The organism is Candidatus Nitrosotenuis chungbukensis (genome assembly GCF_000685395.1).
Taxonomy (GTDB): Archaea; Thermoproteota; Nitrososphaeria; order Nitrososphaerales; family Nitrosopumilaceae; genus Nitrosotenuis; species Nitrosotenuis chungbukensis.
Window position 1 is genome coordinate 125,969 of record NZ_AVSQ01000009.1, and the last position, 18,809, is coordinate 144,777.

Sequence of the window (18,809 nt, forward strand, 5' to 3'; positions counted from 1 at the left end):
AATTCTATGTTATTATCCTAAAAACTCAATATTTAACAATTTACGTTTTTTGTGTTTGAAACTTCTCTATGCTTATATAATTTTCAATTTTCAAACCTGCAATGAAGACAAGGAATCACAAGTATGCTCTATTACTTGTGGTAGCAGTTGCCGCAACATCTGCAGGCGCACTGTCTCAGGCCTTTGCCCAACAAGTGGGCGATGGAATGGACGGTTACGTCAAAGGAACAAGCGGAATTTACACAGGCAATACTAACGAATGTTGGTATGACAACGGAGAAGGTGGCATGTTGCCATGCAAAATTGACTCTGGCGATACCGCGTGGATATTGACTGCAACATCACTGGTACTCTTTATGACTCCAGGTGTTGCTTTCTTCTACGGTGGCCTTGCAAGATCAAAGAACATGGTCAACGTCCTCGGAATGACGCTCATTGTTATGGGTCTAATCTCAGTACAATGGGTCCTTTGGGGCTATTCACTGGCCTTTGGTCCAAACACATCTGATGCAAACAAATTCATGGGTTCATTAGATTATGTTGGATTCAACAAGGTATCACACTATGCGCCGTTAGGTGCGCTTGGTGCATGTACTGACCAGTTTGCATATAGCAGCAGAGGAGGTTACGTTGTCAGTCCAGAAGAACAGTGTAGTGTAGGCTGGCCTGGAACAGTTCCACACCAGTTATTCGCGATGTTCCAAGCAACCTTCGCAATTATCACACCAGCACTAATCATTGGTGGAATAATTGACCGAATGAAATTCAGCGCATTTGTAGTCTTTATTCTCCTATGGGCAACCTTCGTTTACGATCCAATAGCACATTGGGTCTGGGGCGGAGGATTCATCGGAGGCGGGTCAATAGACCTCAATAAAGATCTAGCACCGACAAATGCACTCGACTTTGCAGGAGGTACTGTCGTACACATCACTTCCGGATTCTCGGCTCTAGCAGGAGCACTGATTCTAGGAAGAAGACTTGGATATGGTAAGGTTCCAATGGAACCACACAACATTCCAATGGTTGTACTAGGTGTCAGTATACTCTGGTTTGGTTGGTTCGGATTCAACGCGGGAAGCGAAGTGTTAGCAGACGGAGTTGCTGTCAGCGCATGGGTTGTAACAAATACTGCAACCGGCATGGCTGCTATTACTTGGGCATTAATGGCTTGGGCTCACACTGGCAAGCCAAGTATTGTTGGCGCCGCCTCAGGAGCTGTAGCTGGTCTAGTCGCTATCACACCAGCCTCAGGTTTTGTAGGACCAATGGCAGCAATAATAATTGGAATTGCAGCAGGAACAGTCTGTTATGGTTGTGTTGCATTCAAGAACTCACGCAAGTGGGATGACGCACTCGATGTATGGGGAGTACACGGGATGGGCGGTTTCACCGGCGCAGTCTTGACTGGAACACTAGCTAGTCCACACATCTGGGATACCGGTTTTGGTATCGGTGCATGGACTGGAACACCAGAAGGCTATGAGCAACAAGCTATGAACATCATCGGAGCTTTGATATCAGTAGGATACTCCTTCGGAGTTACTATCGTCATACTCAAAGTGATGGATGCCGTTTGGCCAGGTGGAATCAGAGTCACTCCAAAAGAGGAGGAAATAGGACTCGACCTAGCACAACACGGAGAACGAGCATACGTAAACGAATAGAAACCTCAACTTTTCTCTTCTTTTTGTTTTTATTACAATGATAATGAATTTACATTTCCTTATTACAATCAAACCATGCTAATTACCACATCTGATCTTGCAAAAGAACTCGACAATCCAAATCTCATATTAATTGATACACGATCATACAAGGAATACTCCCAAGGACACATTCCCGGAGCGGTAAACTTGGATCTTTTCGCATTTCACTGGTTTGACACGTCAAAGGAGGGCCTGCAGTCATTTAATGAGCAAAGCAGAAAAATTCTCTCATTTGTTGGAATCACCGAGTCAACAAAAGCCGTATTTTATGATGATGTTTCTGGAATGCTTGCAGCGCGAGGAGTCTGGCTTTTACTGTACTTTTCACACACTGACGTCTTTATGCTTGATGGCGGAATAAAAAAATGGAAGGCCGAAAACAATCCCCTTGAAACAAAATCAAATGGCTTTACGCCGGCAAAATTTTCCGGCAAGATAAACCAAGACATCATTGCAGGATTCGAGTACATCCAAGAAAATTTGGGTCGACTCGTGGTCATAGATGCAAGATCAAAGGAGGAATACGATGGAATGGTGATCAGGGCAGCAAGGAGCGGCCACATCCCAAACGCGATTAACATTGACTGGAGCCACAACCTTTCTGGCGATGGAACAATCAAAGACCAAGCCGCCCTATCTGAACTATACAAGTTTCCAAAGGATGCAGAAGTCGTCACCTATTGCCAGGGTGCATACAGGGCAGCAAACTCTTTTTTGGCCCTAAAGAAACTTGGATTCAAAAACGTCAAAGTGTACCTAGGTTCTTGGGGAGAATGGGGAAATAAACCGGAACTGCCAGTTGCCTGATTACTTGCGTTTCCAGATTAGCTGATTGTACAGCATTTCTGGGACAACTTGCCTAAATGGCTGTGCCCCACCGTCATACCACTTTGTAAAGAACTCGTACAGGTGAAGCCTGAGTGACTGGATGTATACGATCAATCCCTCGATCATCATGATTCCGAGATTTCCGCCGATTATCATTGCCATTGCAGCAGGAGATGAAGCGCCTCCAAGTGACTGGTATGCGTTGTTTACTGTAAGTAATAATGCGGCATGCACCAATAACATGATGCCGATTCGTGCATAGCTGATGGTGTGCGCAAGGCATTCTACTGTTTTTCCAAGGAATACTTCCATTACCACATTGGCTGCGCTTCCGCCGTCTTCTGGATGGTGCTTTGCATGTAAAATTCCGCCAACCATCATTGTTGCCATGGAGCCGATTACAATTATTCCTGCAATCCTTGTAATTATCCAAACTCGAGCCCAGTCTCCTAAGAATATGGTTACCCATGGAACCACCTCGTCATGTGCGCGAGAATACATGTTCATGACATCATAGCTTGAACCAATTGCGCACATCATTATCACAACGATTCCGCCATACAAAGTCAAGTTTGGTATTGCCTCTGTAATCATCATGGTCTTGTGTCCTTCTTTGGCTAGTCTCTTAATGCGAAGTATGAATGCCCAAACCAAATGAATTACGCCCAAAAATATTGAAACTTTGAGAATTGTAATTACCTGCTCAAAAGTAAGCTCGCCAACACTGATCACTCCAACTAGCCAAGACACTGGCTTTAGCGGTCCTTCTAGGAGTGACTCTATTGGCTCAATGTGTATCATGTGAAATCCAAATGCTTCACCAGAACCGACACCTGCAACTGCAGCAGACGCACCGGAAATTGCAATTAGCATTCCCCATCTTGCTAGATTGCCCTGTCCTTTTACTTTGAACAGCAAGCCAAGGCCCATGAGTAAAAGGCCGTGCCCCAAATCTGCAAACATTATCCCGTAGAATATTGGCCACATGAGTGAAATCATGGGAGTCGGATCTGCCTCACCCCGCTTTGGAATTCCCTGACTTTGCGTAATTACCTCAAAAGTCCTGACCCATCTTTTGTTGTCAAACAAGGTAGGCGCACTTTGAAGCATCTTTGGATCCGTAATGTCCTCTGTTACTGACATCCACTGTTTCGTGACTTCCTTGAACTTGGATTCCATTCTCTTTGGGATGTATCCTTGAATTACTGCAAATCTCTTTGTTCCGCCAGGCTTGCGTAGAGTTTCAAGAACCTCTTTTGCAATAAATGCACTTTCATGAAGTGACAAGATATCGCGCCTGATTGACTTTTTGATTTTAGCAATCTCTCCCGAGAGTGATTTTTCGGTCTTTGACAGATCTGCAAGCTTTGACTCGATTAGTGAGTATGCTTGGCTTGGCGTCTGTGGAAGTCCCTGTGGAATGACAAATGGATTTGCGTTAAATGTGCGTAAAACCTTGAGAACCTTGTCTGAATCAACTGCGTCGGAAATTACCAAGATTGCGACTTTGTCTTTTGATTCCAGCTCATACTTGTAAATTACAATTCCTTCCAGCGTTCTGGAAATCTCGTCATATTCAGTGGAATTTATCACAAAAAGATTCGTGTAAAAATACTTCATCAGGCCGAATCCGCCAAGATCTATGTTTAGCTTTTTTACAATGCCAAGCGTTTCCTTGATTGTAGAATACTCTTCGATAGAGCGCTGCGTTACTGCGTAGTCATCAAGCAGTTTTGCGGCATTTTCTATTATGCTGGGGCCTTTTTTCTCCAGGTCAGAAACGATCGTCTCGACCTCGTCTAACTCATATTGCTTCTTTTTGATCACAGTTCCCTTGAAGAGAATTTCTAAAATTCCGACCTGAAGTGGAATTTGCAGGCCCTTTACCACATCGTCAACTGACTGGTACATTTTTTGAGCCCTAAGTAACAAGTCATCAATTTCTGGAGTGACCAAATCGTTTTCTGTTTCTATTTTGTGAAACCACTCAAACTCGGCAAGTCGGGATACTGCCTGAGGAGATTCCGTCCTAGGCAAAATTATGCTTCCAAGTTTTAGTTCCGCAACTACCAAGACAATCTATCGTTTTTGAGAGGAGTTTAAAATCTTTCCAAACATTAAAATCCATTAGGATTTGAGCCCAAAATAATGGGTTCTGATTCTGCACTAGAGCGAACTGTAGAAAAAATCATTCATAACACAGAAGAACAGATCCTCTCAAACCTAAAACAAGCCCTCAAATCGTCTCAAGATGCGCTGGCAAACTCTCATGTCTCACTTGAGCAAGAATATGACAGAATCATATCTGAAGGCAAAAAGGAGGCAGAAAAGCTTGAAAAGCAAATTATCGGCAATGCCGATCTAGATTCTAGAAACAAGCAGCTAGTACTGATTGAAGAGTCAATCGAGAAGGTCTTCGATAAGGCAATCAAGAAAATTCAAGATGCAGATCGCAACAGCGATTACTCCAAATTAATCTCATCAATGTTAGAAGAATCAATTCGAACCATAGGAACTCCTGATATCATAATTCAAACAAATTCAAAAGACAAATCAGTAGTGCAATCATTGCTGTCAAAGTTTTCAGGCGCCACACTATCTAACGATGTTATAGATTGCCTTGGAGGAATCAAAGTCCAATCAAAAGATGGTACTATGAAATTTGATAATACGATCGATGCAAGACTTGAACGCCTGAAGCCTTTAATAAGGAAAGATATTGCATCAAAATTCGGTAGGTAAGGGGTATGGCAGCAAAAGGTAAAATTATTTGGGTTAGTGGGCCGGCAGTTAGAGCAGACGGAATGTCTGATGCAAAAATGTACGAGACAGTATCTGTCGGCAATGCAAAGCTTATCGGCGAAGTAATTCGTCTTACAGGAGACACTGCATTCATTCAAGTTTACGAATCAACCAGCGGATTAAAACCGGGAGAGCCAGTCATAGGAACAGGCAACCCGCTAAGCGTATTGCTTGGGCCTGGAATCATCGGCCAAATTTATGACGGAATTCAAAGACCGCTAAAAGATCTTGCAGCAAAGTCCGGCTCCTTTATTGGAAGAGGAATCACAACGACTCCAGTTGACATGACAAAAAAGTACAAGTTCAAGCCTCTTGTCAAAACAGGCGACGAAGTAAAACCGGGAAGCGTTATTGGCTCTGTAAAAGAAACCGATTTAATTGATCACAGCATAATGGTTCCACCGGATCATCCAGGGGGAAAAATAACCAAGATTGTAAGTGAAGGTGACTATGATTTAGAAACAGAGCTTGCAACAACAAGTGAAAGTAAAATTCCAATCAAGATGTATCACATGTGGCCGGTTCGAAAGCCACGACCTTACAAAAGCAGATACGATCCAACGGTTCCACTCCTCACAGGACAACGCGTAATTGACACGTTTTTCCCAATTGCAAAAGGCGGTACAGGATCAATTCCTGGAGCATTTGGCACAGGAAAGACAGTTACATTGCACCAAATTGCAAAATGGGCTGACTCTCAAGTTGTAGTTTACATTGGATGCGGAGAGCGAGGAAACGAAATGACCGAAGTTCTTGTGGAATTCCCGCATCTAAAAGACCCTCGTACTGGAAAACCTCTCATGGACAGAACAGTCCTTGTTGCAAATACAAGCAACATGCCAGTAGCTGCAAGGGAAGCAAGCATCTACACCGGAGTTACAATTGCAGAATATTATAGAGACATGGGCAAAGACGTAGTCCTAGTAGCAGATTCTACAAGCAGATGGGCAGAAGCACTAAGAGAAATGAGCGGAAGACTAGAAGAAATGCCTGCAGAAGAAGGCTATCCGTCATACCTGGCATCAAGATTAGCAGAATTTTACGAAAGAGCAGGACGAGTCAGAGCACTTGGAAGCCCAGACCGCGACGGCTCTGTGACTCTTGTCGGCGCAGTTTCACCATCAGGCGGAGACTTTACCGAACCAGTCACAACTCATACCATGAGATTCATCAAAACCTTTTGGGCACTGGATGCAAAATTAGCATATTCAAGGCACTACCCGTCAATTAACTGGATGAACAGCTATTCTGGCTATCTGGCAGATATCGGCAAGTGGTGGGGAGACAACGTAAGCAAAGAATGGTTTGAGCTAAGAAGCGAGGCATATGGAATTTTACAAAGAGAAGATACGCTAAAAGAAATTGTCAGACTGCTAGGCCCTGAGGCTCTTCCAGACGAGGAAAAACTAATCCTTGAAGTAGCAAGAATGATCAAAATTGGAATCTTGCAGCAAAATTCTTTTGACGACGTAGACACATACTGCAGCCCACAAAAACAACTCAAACTATTGAAATTACTTGTTGAATTCTACAGACAGGGACAAAAGGCACTAAAGGACGGCGCATCACTTGCAGACATTAGAGCAATGCCCGTAATTGCGACATTACTAAAAGCAAGAATGGAAATTCCTGATGATCAAATTGCAAAACTAGACCAGATTGAGACAACAATCGCAGACGAGTTCAAAAGAATTGGAGTTAAAGTTACAAATTGAGCGCACAAGGCGGAGTGCAATACAGCAAAATTGCAGAAATCAAAGGCCCGCTAGTCGTAGTAGACGGAGTAGACAGCGCGGCATTTGACGAACTAGTTGAAATTCAAACCACCGAGGGAGAAAGAAGATTAGGAAAGGTACTCGAAGTAGGCAACGGCAAAGCTATCGTCCAAGTCTTTGAGGGAACAACAGGCCTTTCAGTTTCTGGCACAAGTGCCAAATTCATGGGAAAAGTAATGGAAATGCCAGTATCAGAAGAAGTTTTGGGAAGAGTATTCGATGGACTAGGCAGACCAATTGACGGACTGCCAGATCCAATTGCTTCTAAATTTTTAGACATAAACGGAGAGCCAATGAACCCAGAACAGCGAGAATATCCAAGGGACTTTATCCAGACTGGCGTTTCTGTCATCGATGGAATGTTAACACTAGTCAGAGGCCAAAAGCTTCCAATATTTTCAGGCTCTGGCATGTCGCACAACATTCTGGCAGCACAAATTGCAAGACAGGCAGCAGTAGTTGGAACAACCGACGAGTTTGCAGTCGTTTTTGCAGCAATTGGAGTGCAGTACTCTGAGGCAGAATATTTCAAGCGAAGCCTTGAGGAATCAGGCGCACTAAAGCGAAGTGTATTGTTTTTGAATCTAGCAGACGATCCTGCAATTGAAAGAATAATCACACCGCGTGTTGCACTGACAGTAGCAGAATACCTTGCGTATGATCTTGGCATGCATGTACTGGTAATTCTTACAGACATGACAAACTATGCAGAGGCATTAAGAGAAATCAGCGCGGCAAGAGAAGAAGTGCCGGGAAGAAAGGGATACCCTGGATACCTGTACACCGACCTCTCAACAATTTATGAAAGAGCAGGAAGACTGCATGGAAGAAAGGGAAGCGTAACACAAATGCCCATTCTGACAATGCCGTCAGACGATATCACTCATCCAATTCCTGATCTTACCGGATACATTACCGAAGGACAAATCGTCCTTGGAAGAGATCTGTTCAGACAAGGGGTTTATCCTCCAGTCAACATTCTCATGAGCCTTAGCAGAATCATGAAGGACGGCATTGGTGAGGGAAGAACAAGGGCAGACCACCAGGAAGTCTCCAACCAGAACTATGACGCTTATTCAAGATCACAAGAAGTTCGCGCACTGGCAGGAATTGTCGGAAAGGCAGGCCTGACCGGAGTCGACCTGAAATATCTTGAGGTTGGCGATTCATTTGAAAAAGACTTTCTGACCCAGGCAGTAGATGAAAACAGAACAATTGAGGAAACACTTTCACTTCAATGGAAGGTCGTATCATTATTGCCAAAGAACGAATTAACCAAGGTAAAAGACAAGTTTATCGACCAATATTACAAGGAACGATAACTAAATGTCGTTTGGACAAAACGTCGCGGCAACAAAGATTGAACTGCTAAAATACAAACGTTCAAGCCAAGTTGCCGTAATGGTACAAAAAATTCTTGATGACAAAAGAAAAGTTTTACTCAAAAACATTGAAGAAATGATTACAGAAGCAAACAAAGCAAGAGGCGGAATCTGGGATCCGCTCCAAGACGTCTACAAATCTGTAAACGACGCATATCTCTCACTTGGAACATCTACCGTTGATTCTGTTGCGCAGTCCACCCCTGCAGTGATGGAAGTTGACACAAAAATAAGGAGAATTGTAGATGTATCGATTCCGACACTAAACGTTACAGAAAAGGACACAAAATCAATGCCTTATGGCTTTGCCGATACCAACTCCTCAATAGATAGGGCAGCAAAGCAGATCAAGGCCCTACTCCCAAAAATATGCAAGGCAGCAGAATACGAAAATTCCATTTTTGCCCTGGCAAAGGCACTTGAAAAGACACAGAAACTGCTAAACGCACTAGAAAACGTCATCATCCCGCAGTACCGATTACGCATAAAATTCATCTTATCTACGCTTGAGGAAAGGGAAAGAGAAGAATTCGCAAGATTAAAAAAAGTAAAGGCAGCAATGGAGAAGAGAAAGTAATGGCAAAAGAAGACATCAAAAAACTGATCGATGATGCAAGCAGATCACTTGAAGCAGAATATGATAATCAAGTTGTATCGGTAAGAAACGAATTGAAATCATTCAAAAGTAAAACTTTGGAAAAAATTCAAAAAAGTACGCCATGATTTAAATAATGGAAATTTTGGAGCGTAATTGAAAATGAAACCTTTCGCATTATTGCTTTTGACAGCGATAGTCTCACTTTCAGCAGCTACAGGTTTTGCATTTGCGGAAGAAGCTGCTGCTACATCAAGCGATTCTGGCTCACTGAAAATATTGGGTGCTGGTCTTGCATTTGGTCTTGCAGCATTTGGTGCTGGAATTGGACTTGGCTACGTGGGCTCTGCAGGTTTAGCTGTAATTAGCGAAAATCCGGCGTTACAGTCCAAAGTATTCATCTTCGTAGGTATGGTCGAGTCAATCGCAATCTACGGAATAGTCATGATGTTCATTATACTGGGACAATAGATTCCCAAAAAAACTTGTTTTAAATTTTTTAACAGTACTTTAGCTGATTCACATCAAGAATTCTTGTACAATACTTGCATCTCAAAATAAGACCTGTCTTATCTATTACATCCATGGTCGACTCGATGTCTTCATTGCTGTTTGTTATGCAGTCTGGATTTGAGCAGCGGAAGATCTTTTCAATTTTGTTTGGTAAAAAGACGCGCCGTTTTTCCACCAATTTGTAGTCCTTGATAATGTTGATTGTGGCCTTTGGAGATATGACTGCAAGCTTGTTCGTATCAAAGTCTTGCAGGAACTTGTTTTCCACTTTTATAATGTCTTTTTTACTGAATTTTCCGCTCGGGACGTTTAGTGCTATTGTGATTACGTTGCCGTCCTTTCCGTCTATGCCAAGCGCCTCGAGCACCTTTAGGCCTCTTCCGCCCTCAATGTGATCAATTACGGTACCGTCCTTTATGCGTCTAACAATCAGGTTTGACTCCTGCATCAGAATACTTTGTATACTAACCAGTATATATCATTGAAAGAAATGAACGAATTTTATCAGAAAGACATCATTTCTGTGAAGGATCTGGAAAAACCACAGTTTGAAAAAATCTTTGCCGCAACGGACAGAATAATCCAAATGGATCCAAACGAAAGAAGAGAACTTGGAAGGGGCAAAACATTGGGCTATTTGTTCTTTGAACCAAGCACCCGTACAACACTAAGTTTTCAGGCGGCAATGGCGCTAATTGGGGGAACCTCGATTGGAATTTCCGACGTTTCACTGTCCTCAACAAAAAAGGGAGAAAGCCTCGCAGACACTCTCAGAATGATGTCGATATACTCTGATATTTTGGCACTAAGGCATTCCCTTGACGGCTCTAGCAGATTTGCAGCAGAAATTTCCTCAAAACCAGTCATTAATGCAGGCAGCGGAACAGAAGAGCATCCGACTCAGGCCATACAAGATCTTTACACGATCAAAAAAGAAAAAAACAAAATTGACGGCCTTAAAATCGGAATAATTGGGGATCTCAAATATGGAAGAACTGTCTACTCATTGCTGTATGCACTTGCAAACTATGATGTCGATATAAGACTGATATCTCCAGAATCTCTAAAAATCAGATCCGATTCTATCTATGAAATCCAGAAAAAACTCTCGCTAAAAGAGTCAACCAATTTGGAAGAATACATCGATGAGCTTGATGTAATCTATGTTACCAGAATTCAAAAAGAAAGATTTCCCGATGAGGAAGAATACCAGAAGGTGAGGGGAAGCTACAAGATTGGACTGGATGTGATTCAAAAAATGAAAGAAAATGCAATCATAATGCATCCGCTGCCAAGAATAGATGAAATTTCCACCGATGTGGACAACACACCACAGGCAAAATATTTCAAGCAGGCAGAATACGGCAAGTTCACACGTGCTGCGTTACTTGGACTAATACTAAACCAAAACGGATTCTAATTATTTTTCACAGACAGTCTGTCTGCCCTCATTTGCATTATACAAATCAGCTATTGCATCCACATTACATTCAGAAATATATGGAATTGTCATGTCTATTGTGGGGGCCATAAGATCCTCAGTTGCAGTAGAGTGTCCAAGACCAAGGGCATGACCAAACTCATGTCTCACAATTGTTCCAAGCTGATCGTCTGTCAGGTTAGATATGTCATAAATTGTTATGAATGATTTTAAAATCTCATTTTCCTCTGTTACAGATTTTGTATATCCTGTATATCCGTCACTATCCTTGATATTAGAGAGTGTTATGATGATGTCTCCTTCACCACCTGATGAATTGATGAAGTTAAAATCCGTTGGAACCTGATATTTTGTGTCCTCCTTTGAAGCGCTTTTTAACGCACCGGCCCACCCTTGGTAATAAACAGACGTGGTTCCCTTTGGCCCTTTGTGGACTATGGAGTCATCAAACTCGACTGTTTTCTCAGAAGCGATGGCATTATGAATCACATCTAATTGATGGTCTGTTACTCTTGGGGATTTCAAAATGTTTACGGCAAGTGTTGTGCCAGTTAGTCTCCACGACTTCCATGTGTCCACCGTATCACCCCTCAAATTTTCTGTAAAATACCTGGTCTTCATATGCCCGACTGGGTTTTCCGGTGAGGAGTCAAGTAGATCATCCGTAATACCGGACATGAAAATTAATAAAAATACTGCAGGAAGGACTGAAAGCTCTGCTATTAGCAAACTTTTTGATCTTGATTTCTTGATTTCTTTTTGAATTTTGACTATTTCTTTTGCTATGTCGTTTTCATGTTGCTTTAGATCATCAATGGATTTTCCGTCTACCTTGTCAAGGCCTTTCCATTCAGTAGTGTTTTTGTTTTCAAGTTGTTTGATCTGTTTGTTTGTCTTGTTTAGTTCCTGCTTCATCAGATCCAAATGTTCCTTTAGTCGGTTCATCGACTTTTTTGTTGCAGTACTGCTAGTCAAGATCACATCTCCTTACAAAGAACTTCTAGTATGTCGTATGGAGTTATGACATAATCTGGTGTCATGACATATGGATTTTCCATGCTCTGCATAATTTTACAAATTTCTGCAAGCGTTAGTTTTTCAGAGATTAGAGTTGGAGTAATTGTTTTGAATGTACTTGCGCTCAGCTCTAAAATGTTTTCATTTTGTGCATTGTTTAGATCCTTTATTTTATCAAGCACCATTTTATGACTAACGAATGAAACCTCATTTTCAAGTAAGATGAGCTTGTTGTTATTTTCCGAAAGCAATTCGATTACGTTTCTGATCTTGTCCTCTTTTCTGAATGTGGGAATTTTCTTTTTGGGAAACATGGATACTGTTACGTCTGTCTTACAAAGGGCACCTATCTCAAGAATTTGTTTTATTGAAAACTGGGAAAAATTCTGCTTGCCGTTTTCTATTATGGTAAAGGGGTTTTTTGTTTTGTTCATCCGATTCAAAACATCGATGAGGTTGATGTTTCGTGAATCTATGTAAAAGTCCACATTCATGATTCTAGTGACGTTTTCTTGCAGATAACGTGCGGAGGAATTTTTCCGTAATCCGCGCATAATTTCATATGGACTGACTGTTCCTATTGGGAATTCGTCTTCAACTACTACCAAATTATCGGTAATATCCGATATTCTTGATAGCATTGATGTCGCTATCCAAACACTGTCATTGGATGTTATTGCTGAAATGGGAACTGACAGCAACGAGTAAGGGAGCACTTCCTCAAAAGAACAAACATCTAGTGTTATGTCGTCCCCGCTTAACAGTGAGTGAAACAACAGGTTTTTCTCTTTCTTTTCGTTCTTGTGTAGGATCTTGCTCCAACTTTTCTTGATTTTATGATTGAAATTTAGATTAGCCAATTTGATCACAACCTGCTCTATAATAAGATGAAAATTAGATTTGATAATCAATTCGATGTTCACATTGAACATACGATTTTTTTATTTTCTTGAATAGACAAAATTTCGGATTATGTCTCAATTTTATTTTTTTATTTTTAGTTGGCCGTTCTTTTTTAGTAGAAAACCAACTACGCCTATCGCGCTTGGAATTATGATCATAACGGGATCTATTCCGTAGATTTCAAACGGTTTGTATGATTCATCTTCTATCACGCCGATGATCTCTGAGGACTCTAGATTGTTCACGCTAATTGTTTTTGAAATTGTTGCAGAAGAATACCATGCCCCGCTCACCGTCGCTGTTATCACGACCGGATTTTTCTGCGGTGTAATCATGACTGCTGCCTCACCGGTAGGACCGGTCGTACTGTCAGAAATTTGTATGTATCCGCCACTTACTTCCCACCTTACATTCATTCCTGCAAGAGTCTTGGAATTTGCATTTGCGGAAAGTGTCGCAACAAGGGTATCTGTCGCATTAATGCTTGTTGGACTAGAAATCAGAAGTGTCGGCGTAGTACTTGTAACTGATATTTTTTTAGTAGCTAAAGGCATTTCTTTTGCTAACAGTGAAACTTCAGTCTCACCACTTGCTTTTGGTGCAACATCAAAAAGACTGTAGTATTTTCCCTTCTCTATGGTTATTTTGTCTGGCATCTCAAACAACGTTTGGTCTTTTACAATAACGTTGATTTCTACATCCTCATTTGCAAATGTTGGTTGCCCTGCTGAGTTAAGAATCTGAACTGTAAACATATCGTTTGTTCCGGCAAAAATTGTTTTAGAGTGATCCAAAACTATGCTTGCTTGCTCTGATGAAAGATTGTCAATTATGGGGCTTGCCTTAAAATCACCAACCTCAAAATTCAGATCAACCGTTCCTTTTTTTACTGATTTGGCATCAACCAACACTAGATTGTCTTTTGACAGTATTTTTTTTGGTTGAATCTTAACATAGTCATTAGGAGACATGAAAATATCGTCGTCCTCTGAAAAGTTAGTAACTTCATCTCCGTCTTTCAAATAGAATACAAGAGGAAAGTTACTTCCGGCCAACACCTCTGATATGAGAGGTTCGACTGTCAATTCTAGCGAATTTGTGTCAGGACCAAAGGCGTCTATGGTCGTAAATTCGCCTTCATTTACTATGGGTCTTAGCTGTAAATCTGAAGGAACGCTATGACTTATTCTGCCATAAACCAAGGCAGCCTGGTCTCCACGAGATATGGTGACGTCATTAACTAAAATTGAATCAGTATCAGACGAATCAATTTTTATGGTCAAATTCTTTTTTGCAATGACTGGATTACCGTCCTTATCTTCTAAATGAACAACTCCAATTAGCTCTGATTTTCCAGTTGTCAGAATTGGCACTGTATCAAATTGAACTAATTTGTCATCCATTAGTTCCAAATCTTGCGCTTCAACTTCTTCTGATTCATAAACAAGTGGATCCTCTGACGAAATTGACACGTCATAGGTGTCTTCCATTCCCCGTGGTAGCGAATATTGTGTGAAGCCCCAGTAAGATCCTTTGTTTATCTGAAAGTAACCCGATGTTTTTTGTATGTAGTTATTACTGATGTTTGTAGACTCTGAGTAATCAGAATCGACGACTTGATAAAAAACAGTAATGTCCCTCTGTGCGATTACTGGCCTTCCACCTGAATCTTGCAATTGTGCAATGACAAATCCTTTAGGTGCATCATGTATGGACAATGTTTTTGGATAGACGTATGATTTTATGGTTAGATCTTCGTCCTCTTTGACTGTTATTGAGCTACTTTGAGTTTCTATTCCCTGCGCTGTTGCGTAAATTATGGATTCTCCTGACTTTTTAGTATGGAATTTGCCATATGTGAAATAATCTCCTTTTTTAATTACCATGTTTGAATTTACCAAATCAACAATTTCTCTGTCAGCAGTACTGAGGGAAATCACCGTGTCTTCTTTTGCGATTACAGGGAAATCATCATCATCTGCAAGTTCAACTGAGATGTATCCCTCATTGATTCCACTTGTGGTAAATGTGTCCGGAGTAATTTTTACAAGAAGTTTAGATGCGGTATTTTTGTTGCCATAAACCGTAATTGGGATTTCTTTTGAGGTAAAACCTGGTGCAGCCAGATAGATGGTAGTGGTTCCAGGCTTACCGGTCTTTACATAAACTTCAGTGATGAAACTAGAGTCACTTTCTTTTACCTTCTCTATATGAAGAATTGAAGAATCTAGTGACGTTACCGTTAGATCAGTTATTTTGGTTGGTATGATATTAGTTCCGTCAGAAATAAAGACCTGCATCACTCCGTCAGAATTTTCAACAATCTTTGAGGGAATCAGTCTGATGTCAAATTCTTCAGCGTATGATACACTGATAGTTGCAGAATATGCTATTAATAACACTAGGATTATTCCTACTCTCAAACAATATGTTCTGCGCTAAAAAAATCATATAAGACAGTGTTTGGATTTTTTGAACAGATACTACGATATTAGAAAAAATCTCTGAAACAAAGTAATGTTATGGAGTCCTCATACGACGTTACACAAAATCAGCTGCATATCGTAAATGGCCTCATCAAACGGTTAATTGAAAGTCAAGGTTTAGGGACAGAATTAAACATAAATGAGTCTACCGTAGTGTCATCTGAAAATAGATCAAAGATTCTCAGCATGCTAAAAGTAAGAGACAAACTACATGGTCGGTTGCCAAAACAACAATCAAAACAAGATAAAAACTTGGAATTACTTGTTGGTAATTTTTATTATTGTGATCGTCAATATGCAAAGGCAATCAGTTCCTATGATAAATTACTAAAGGTAGAACCAAACAATCTAAATTCACTGATCAATAAAGGAATAGCCACATCAAAGCTTGGTAACCACAAAGAAGCAATTGCACTATACGATAAGGTACTGGAGATTGATCCAAATTACTTTGATGCCTTGCATTGTAAGGGCGATTCGCTCACACTGCTATCAAAACATGATGAAGCGTTATCATGCTATGATCAAACCTTAGAAATAGACCCAAATTATTTTGATGGATTGTACAAAAAGGGTCTAGCATTACTGAATCTTCAGCAGCACAAAGAAGCAATTTTTCACTTTGATAAAGCACTCAGTATAGAACCAAATCACGTTCCGTCATTAATCCACAAAGGAATAGCCACATCAAAGCTTGGTAACCACAAAGAAGCAATTGCACTATATGATAAGGTACTAGAAATTGATCCACATGTATTTGATGCCGTCTATAACAAAGGACTAGCACTAACTGCAATAAAAAAATACGATGATGCATTAGCTTGTTTTGATAAATCACTGGAAACTGATCCGCACCACACTGATGTTCTTTTTAACAAGGGATTTTGTTTGGCAAGTCTTGGCAAGCATCAAATTGCAATATCATATTATGATAAATCTCTAGAGTTTAACCCAAGTCATAGTCTTGCTCTATATAACAAGGGATTTTCACTTTTAAAACTAGGGAAAAATATTGAAGCGCTTGAATGTTTAGACAAAGTTATTCAAGTTGACCCTGGCTTTGAAGAAGCGATATTGCGAAAAGGGCAAGTGTTGTTGTCTTTACGCGATTTTGAACAGGCAATAGAATATTTTGATAGAATTTTGGAGAAAAATCCTGCCAATCTGACATCATTATACAGCAAAGCTGTTTGTCTGTCTAGTCTTGGCATACATGATTTGGCAATTTCGTTTTATGATAAAACATTAGAGGTTTTTCCAAATCACTTTGATGCTATATGTAACAAGGGACGAACCTTATCATTACTTGGTCATGATGAAGAAGCATTAGATTGTTTTAACAAGGCACTAAGAATTGATCCAATGCACCATGACAGCATACTTAACAAGGCATTTTCATTGTCTAAACTCAACTCCCACAACGACGCTCTTACCTACTTTGACAAGGCCCTATCCATCAACCAGAACCACTTTGACACACTGCTCGGCAAGGCAATCTCACTTGCGCAGCTCAACTCCCACAACGACGCACTGAATTACTTTGACAAGGCCCTATCCATCAACCAGAACCACTTTGACACACTGCTCGGCAAGGCAATCTCACTTGCCAAGCTCAACTCCCACAACGACGCTCTTACCTACTTTGACAAGGCACTGACAATAAATCCAAACAATGTAGAGGCATTACACCAAAAGGGTCTCCTGTATGCCAAGCTCAACTCCCACAACGACGCACTGAATTACTTTGACAAGGCCCTATCCATCAACCAGAACGATCACATTCTTACCAATAAAGGAATTTCGCTATATCAGTTGGGCAGATTAGATGAGTCATTAGTAGTATATGATAAATCCCTCGCAATTAACCCAACCAACACATACACACTCTATAACAAGGGTGTAGCTCTAGCATCGCTTGGCAAACATGATGATGCGATCATTCTTTATGACAAGGCCATAACAATCAATCCAAATTATTTTGATGCAATTTATGGTAAGGGGATAGAATTAGCAACACTTTCTAAACATGCCGAGGCCATTACTTATTTCGACAAAGCTCTTTTAACGCATCCTGATAATATATCGGCAATACTCTACAGAGGAATTTCATTTTATCAAATTGGAAATTATACCAAATCTCAATCGAGCTTGGATCAAGTACTAAAAGAAAATCCAAATCACATTCTTGCACTATACTACAAATCCCTTACATTATTTGCCCTACACAAGTATGAGGATGCACTTGACTACTGTGACCGGATTATGGGAATTTATTCAAATCACATTCTTGCACTATGTCACAAATCACTTGTATTATTTACACTACACAAGTATGAGGACGCACTTGATTACTGTGAAAAGGCATTGCAAATTGACTCGAACCATTCTGATGCATTATACCTCAAGGCAAAGACTCTATTTGAGATTGGACTAACAAATGATGCAATCACCTACTTTGACAAAGTACTTACGATCGACCCTACCAATATATCTGCACTCTATAACAAAGGAGTAGCACTGGCATCGCTTGGAAAACATAATGATGCAATAATTAGTTATGACAGGGCACTAGGAATTAACCCACAATTCACTAATGTTCTTTGCGATAAGGGTATATCGTTACAAGCCTTGGGAGATTATGATGGATCTCTCATTAGCTATGAGAATGCCATAAAACTTGATTCACAGTTTACCGATGCAATCTACAATAAAGGATTATTGTTATCAACTGTTGGAAATTATAGCAACGCATTAGATTGCTACAATAAGGTTTTAGAAATAATACCAGATAATTTGGATACGCTGTATCAGAAAGCTAGGGCTCTATCAAATCTGAACATGACAAATGATGCAATTAACGTATATGAGTTGATACTAGAAAAAAATCCTAATCATTCTAATTCACTTTTTGATGAAGGCTTGTTACTGAATAAAATTCTAAAACACGATAACGCATTATCCTGTTTTGATAAGCTTCTTCAACTCGATACCCGTAATACAAATGCATTACTTGAAAAAGGAAAAACTCTTTCCATATTGTCAAAAGAAAGTGACGCCATCATGTTTTTTGATAAAGTGTTGTCTATCAATCCAACACAGTCCGATGCTTTCTATTACAAAGGGATTTCATTAATGAATCTAAACATGCTAGAAAACGCACTCACCTGCTTTGACAGGGCAATCCAGATCAACCCCGAGTTCTACGATGTATACTATCAAAAGGGCCTTGTCTGTCAATACTTGGCAAGCACAACGACGCAATCGCCTGCTTTGACGCAGCACTTGCAATTAATCCGCACGATGCCAGAGTCCTATATCAAAAGGGCCTTGCACTATCTTACAACCAAAAGCACAACGA

At 40.6% G+C, this 18,809-nt stretch carries 15 protein-coding genes; 10 read left to right on the plus strand and 5 right to left on the minus strand.

Annotated features, from left to right (window positions below; genetic code table 11):
* Window positions 1-101: 101 nt before the first annotated feature.
* Together NKMY2_RS02695 and NKMY2_RS02700 are read left to right on the plus strand one after the other, a co-directional pair.
* Entirely contained in the window at window positions 102-1,667 is a 1,566-nt protein-coding gene (locus NKMY2_RS02695; protein WP_042684199.1) for an ammonium transporter, read from the plus strand.
* 75 nt (window positions 1,668-1,742) lie between these two features.
* Entirely contained in the window at window positions 1,743-2,516 is a 774-nt protein-coding gene (locus NKMY2_RS02700; RefSeq protein WP_042684201.1) for a sulfurtransferase, read from the plus strand.
* Here the strand turns inward: NKMY2_RS02700 and NKMY2_RS02705 are convergent, their stop codons facing one another.
* Window positions 2,517-4,610, minus strand: coding sequence for a V-type ATP synthase subunit I (locus tag NKMY2_RS02705; RefSeq protein ID WP_042684203.1), 2,094 nt, complete (start codon window positions 4,608-4,610; stop codon window positions 2,517-2,519).
* 75 nt (window positions 4,611-4,685) lie between these two features.
* Between NKMY2_RS02705 and NKMY2_RS02710 the strand changes: the two genes are divergently transcribed.
* From NKMY2_RS02710 to NKMY2_RS02730, 6 genes are read left to right on the plus strand one after another with little or no spacing between them, the layout of a single operon-like run.
* Window positions 4,686-5,279: a V-type ATP synthase subunit E gene (locus tag NKMY2_RS02710; RefSeq protein ID WP_042684205.1), complete on the plus strand. Its 594-nt coding sequence runs from the start codon at window positions 4,686-4,688 to the stop codon at window positions 5,277-5,279.
* Between the two features lie 5 nt (window positions 5,280-5,284).
* Entirely contained in the window at window positions 5,285-7,054 is a 1,770-nt protein-coding gene (locus NKMY2_RS02715; protein ID WP_042684208.1) for a V-type ATP synthase subunit A, read from the plus strand.
* Entirely contained in the window at window positions 7,051-8,436 is a 1,386-nt protein-coding gene (locus NKMY2_RS02720) for a V-type ATP synthase subunit B (RefSeq protein WP_042684210.1), read from the plus strand. The genes NKMY2_RS02715 and NKMY2_RS02720 overlap by 4 nt, the downstream gene beginning before the upstream one ends.
* A gap of 4 nt (window positions 8,437-8,440) precedes the next feature.
* Complete coding sequence (locus NKMY2_RS02725; protein ID WP_042684213.1) at window positions 8,441-9,073, plus strand: V-type ATP synthase subunit D; 633 nt, start codon at window positions 8,441-8,443, stop codon at window positions 9,071-9,073.
* Window positions 9,073-9,219, plus strand: coding sequence for a hypothetical protein (locus NKMY2_RS10855; protein WP_177316501.1), 147 nt, complete (start codon window positions 9,073-9,075; stop codon window positions 9,217-9,219). Before NKMY2_RS02725 ends, NKMY2_RS10855 begins: the two co-directional genes overlap by 1 nt.
* A 34-nt stretch (window positions 9,220-9,253) precedes the next feature.
* Window positions 9,254-9,562, plus strand: a complete 309-nt coding sequence (locus tag NKMY2_RS02730; protein ID WP_042684214.1) for an ATP synthase subunit C — start codon at window positions 9,254-9,256, stop codon at window positions 9,560-9,562.
* A 28-nt stretch (window positions 9,563-9,590) separates the two neighbouring features.
* Here NKMY2_RS02730 and pyrI read toward each other — a convergent pair whose 3' ends face one another.
* Window positions 9,591-10,052 (minus strand): aspartate carbamoyltransferase regulatory subunit, encoded by a 462-nt coding sequence (gene pyrI, locus NKMY2_RS02735; protein ID WP_042684217.1) that lies wholly within the window; start codon window positions 10,050-10,052, stop codon window positions 9,591-9,593.
* Between the two features lie 42 nt (window positions 10,053-10,094).
* Between pyrI and pyrB the strand changes: the two genes are divergently transcribed.
* Window positions 10,095-11,024 carry an aspartate carbamoyltransferase gene (gene pyrB, locus NKMY2_RS02740; RefSeq protein WP_042684277.1) on the plus strand — a complete coding sequence of 310 codons (930 nt, stop codon included), beginning with the start codon at window positions 10,095-10,097 and terminating at the stop codon, window positions 11,022-11,024.
* On the opposite strand, the gene NKMY2_RS02745 is transcribed toward pyrB, so the two are convergent.
* The 3 genes from NKMY2_RS02745 to NKMY2_RS02755 all read right to left on the minus strand — a co-directional run bounded on the left by NKMY2_RS02745 (window position 11,025) and on the right by NKMY2_RS02755 (window position 15,388).
* Window positions 11,025-12,020 (minus strand): matrixin family metalloprotease, encoded by a 996-nt coding sequence (locus tag NKMY2_RS02745; RefSeq protein WP_157832424.1) that lies wholly within the window; start codon window positions 12,018-12,020, stop codon window positions 11,025-11,027.
* Window positions 12,021-12,022: 2 nt separating this feature from the next.
* A complete protein-coding gene (locus tag NKMY2_RS02750; RefSeq protein ID WP_157832425.1) occupies window positions 12,023-12,922 on the minus strand; it encodes a hypothetical protein in 900 nt (299 codons plus the stop codon).
* A gap of 123 nt (window positions 12,923-13,045) precedes the next feature.
* Window positions 13,046-15,388 (minus strand): hypothetical protein, encoded by a 2,343-nt coding sequence (locus NKMY2_RS02755; RefSeq protein ID WP_042684220.1) that lies wholly within the window; start codon window positions 15,386-15,388, stop codon window positions 13,046-13,048.
* Between the two features lie 99 nt (window positions 15,389-15,487).
* Between NKMY2_RS02755 and NKMY2_RS02760 the strand changes: the two genes are divergently transcribed.
* A partial coding sequence (locus tag NKMY2_RS02760; protein WP_042684221.1) for a tetratricopeptide repeat protein occupies window positions 15,488-18,809 on the plus strand: 3,322 nt, incomplete at its 3' end.

What these genes read in the sequence shown, in the direction of transcription:
- NKMY2_RS02695 (WP_042684199.1), top strand. Translation starts at nt 102, where the DNA reads ATGAAGACAAGGAATCACAAGTATGCTCTATTACTTGTGGTAGCAGTT.
- NKMY2_RS02700 (WP_042684201.1), top strand. Translation starts at nt 1,743, where the DNA reads ATGCTAATTACCACATCTGATCTTGCAAAAGAACTCGACAATCCAAAT.
- NKMY2_RS02710 (WP_042684205.1), top strand. Translation starts at nt 4,686, where the DNA reads ATGGGTTCTGATTCTGCACTAGAGCGAACTGTAGAAAAAATCATTCAT.
- NKMY2_RS02715 (WP_042684208.1), top strand. Translation starts at nt 5,285, where the DNA reads ATGGCAGCAAAAGGTAAAATTATTTGGGTTAGTGGGCCGGCAGTTAGA.
- NKMY2_RS02725 (WP_042684213.1), top strand. Translation starts at nt 8,441, where the DNA reads ATGTCGTTTGGACAAAACGTCGCGGCAACAAAGATTGAACTGCTAAAA.
- NKMY2_RS10855 (WP_177316501.1), top strand. Translation starts at nt 9,073, where the DNA reads ATGGCAAAAGAAGACATCAAAAAACTGATCGATGATGCAAGCAGATCA.
- NKMY2_RS02730 (WP_042684214.1), top strand. Translation starts at nt 9,254, where the DNA reads ATGAAACCTTTCGCATTATTGCTTTTGACAGCGATAGTCTCACTTTCA.
- pyrI (WP_042684217.1), bottom strand. Translation starts at nt 10,052, where the DNA reads ATGCAGGAGTCAAACCTGATTGTTAGACGCATAAAGGACGGTACCGTA.
- pyrB (WP_042684277.1), top strand. Translation starts at nt 10,095, where the DNA reads ATGAACGAATTTTATCAGAAAGACATCATTTCTGTGAAGGATCTGGAA.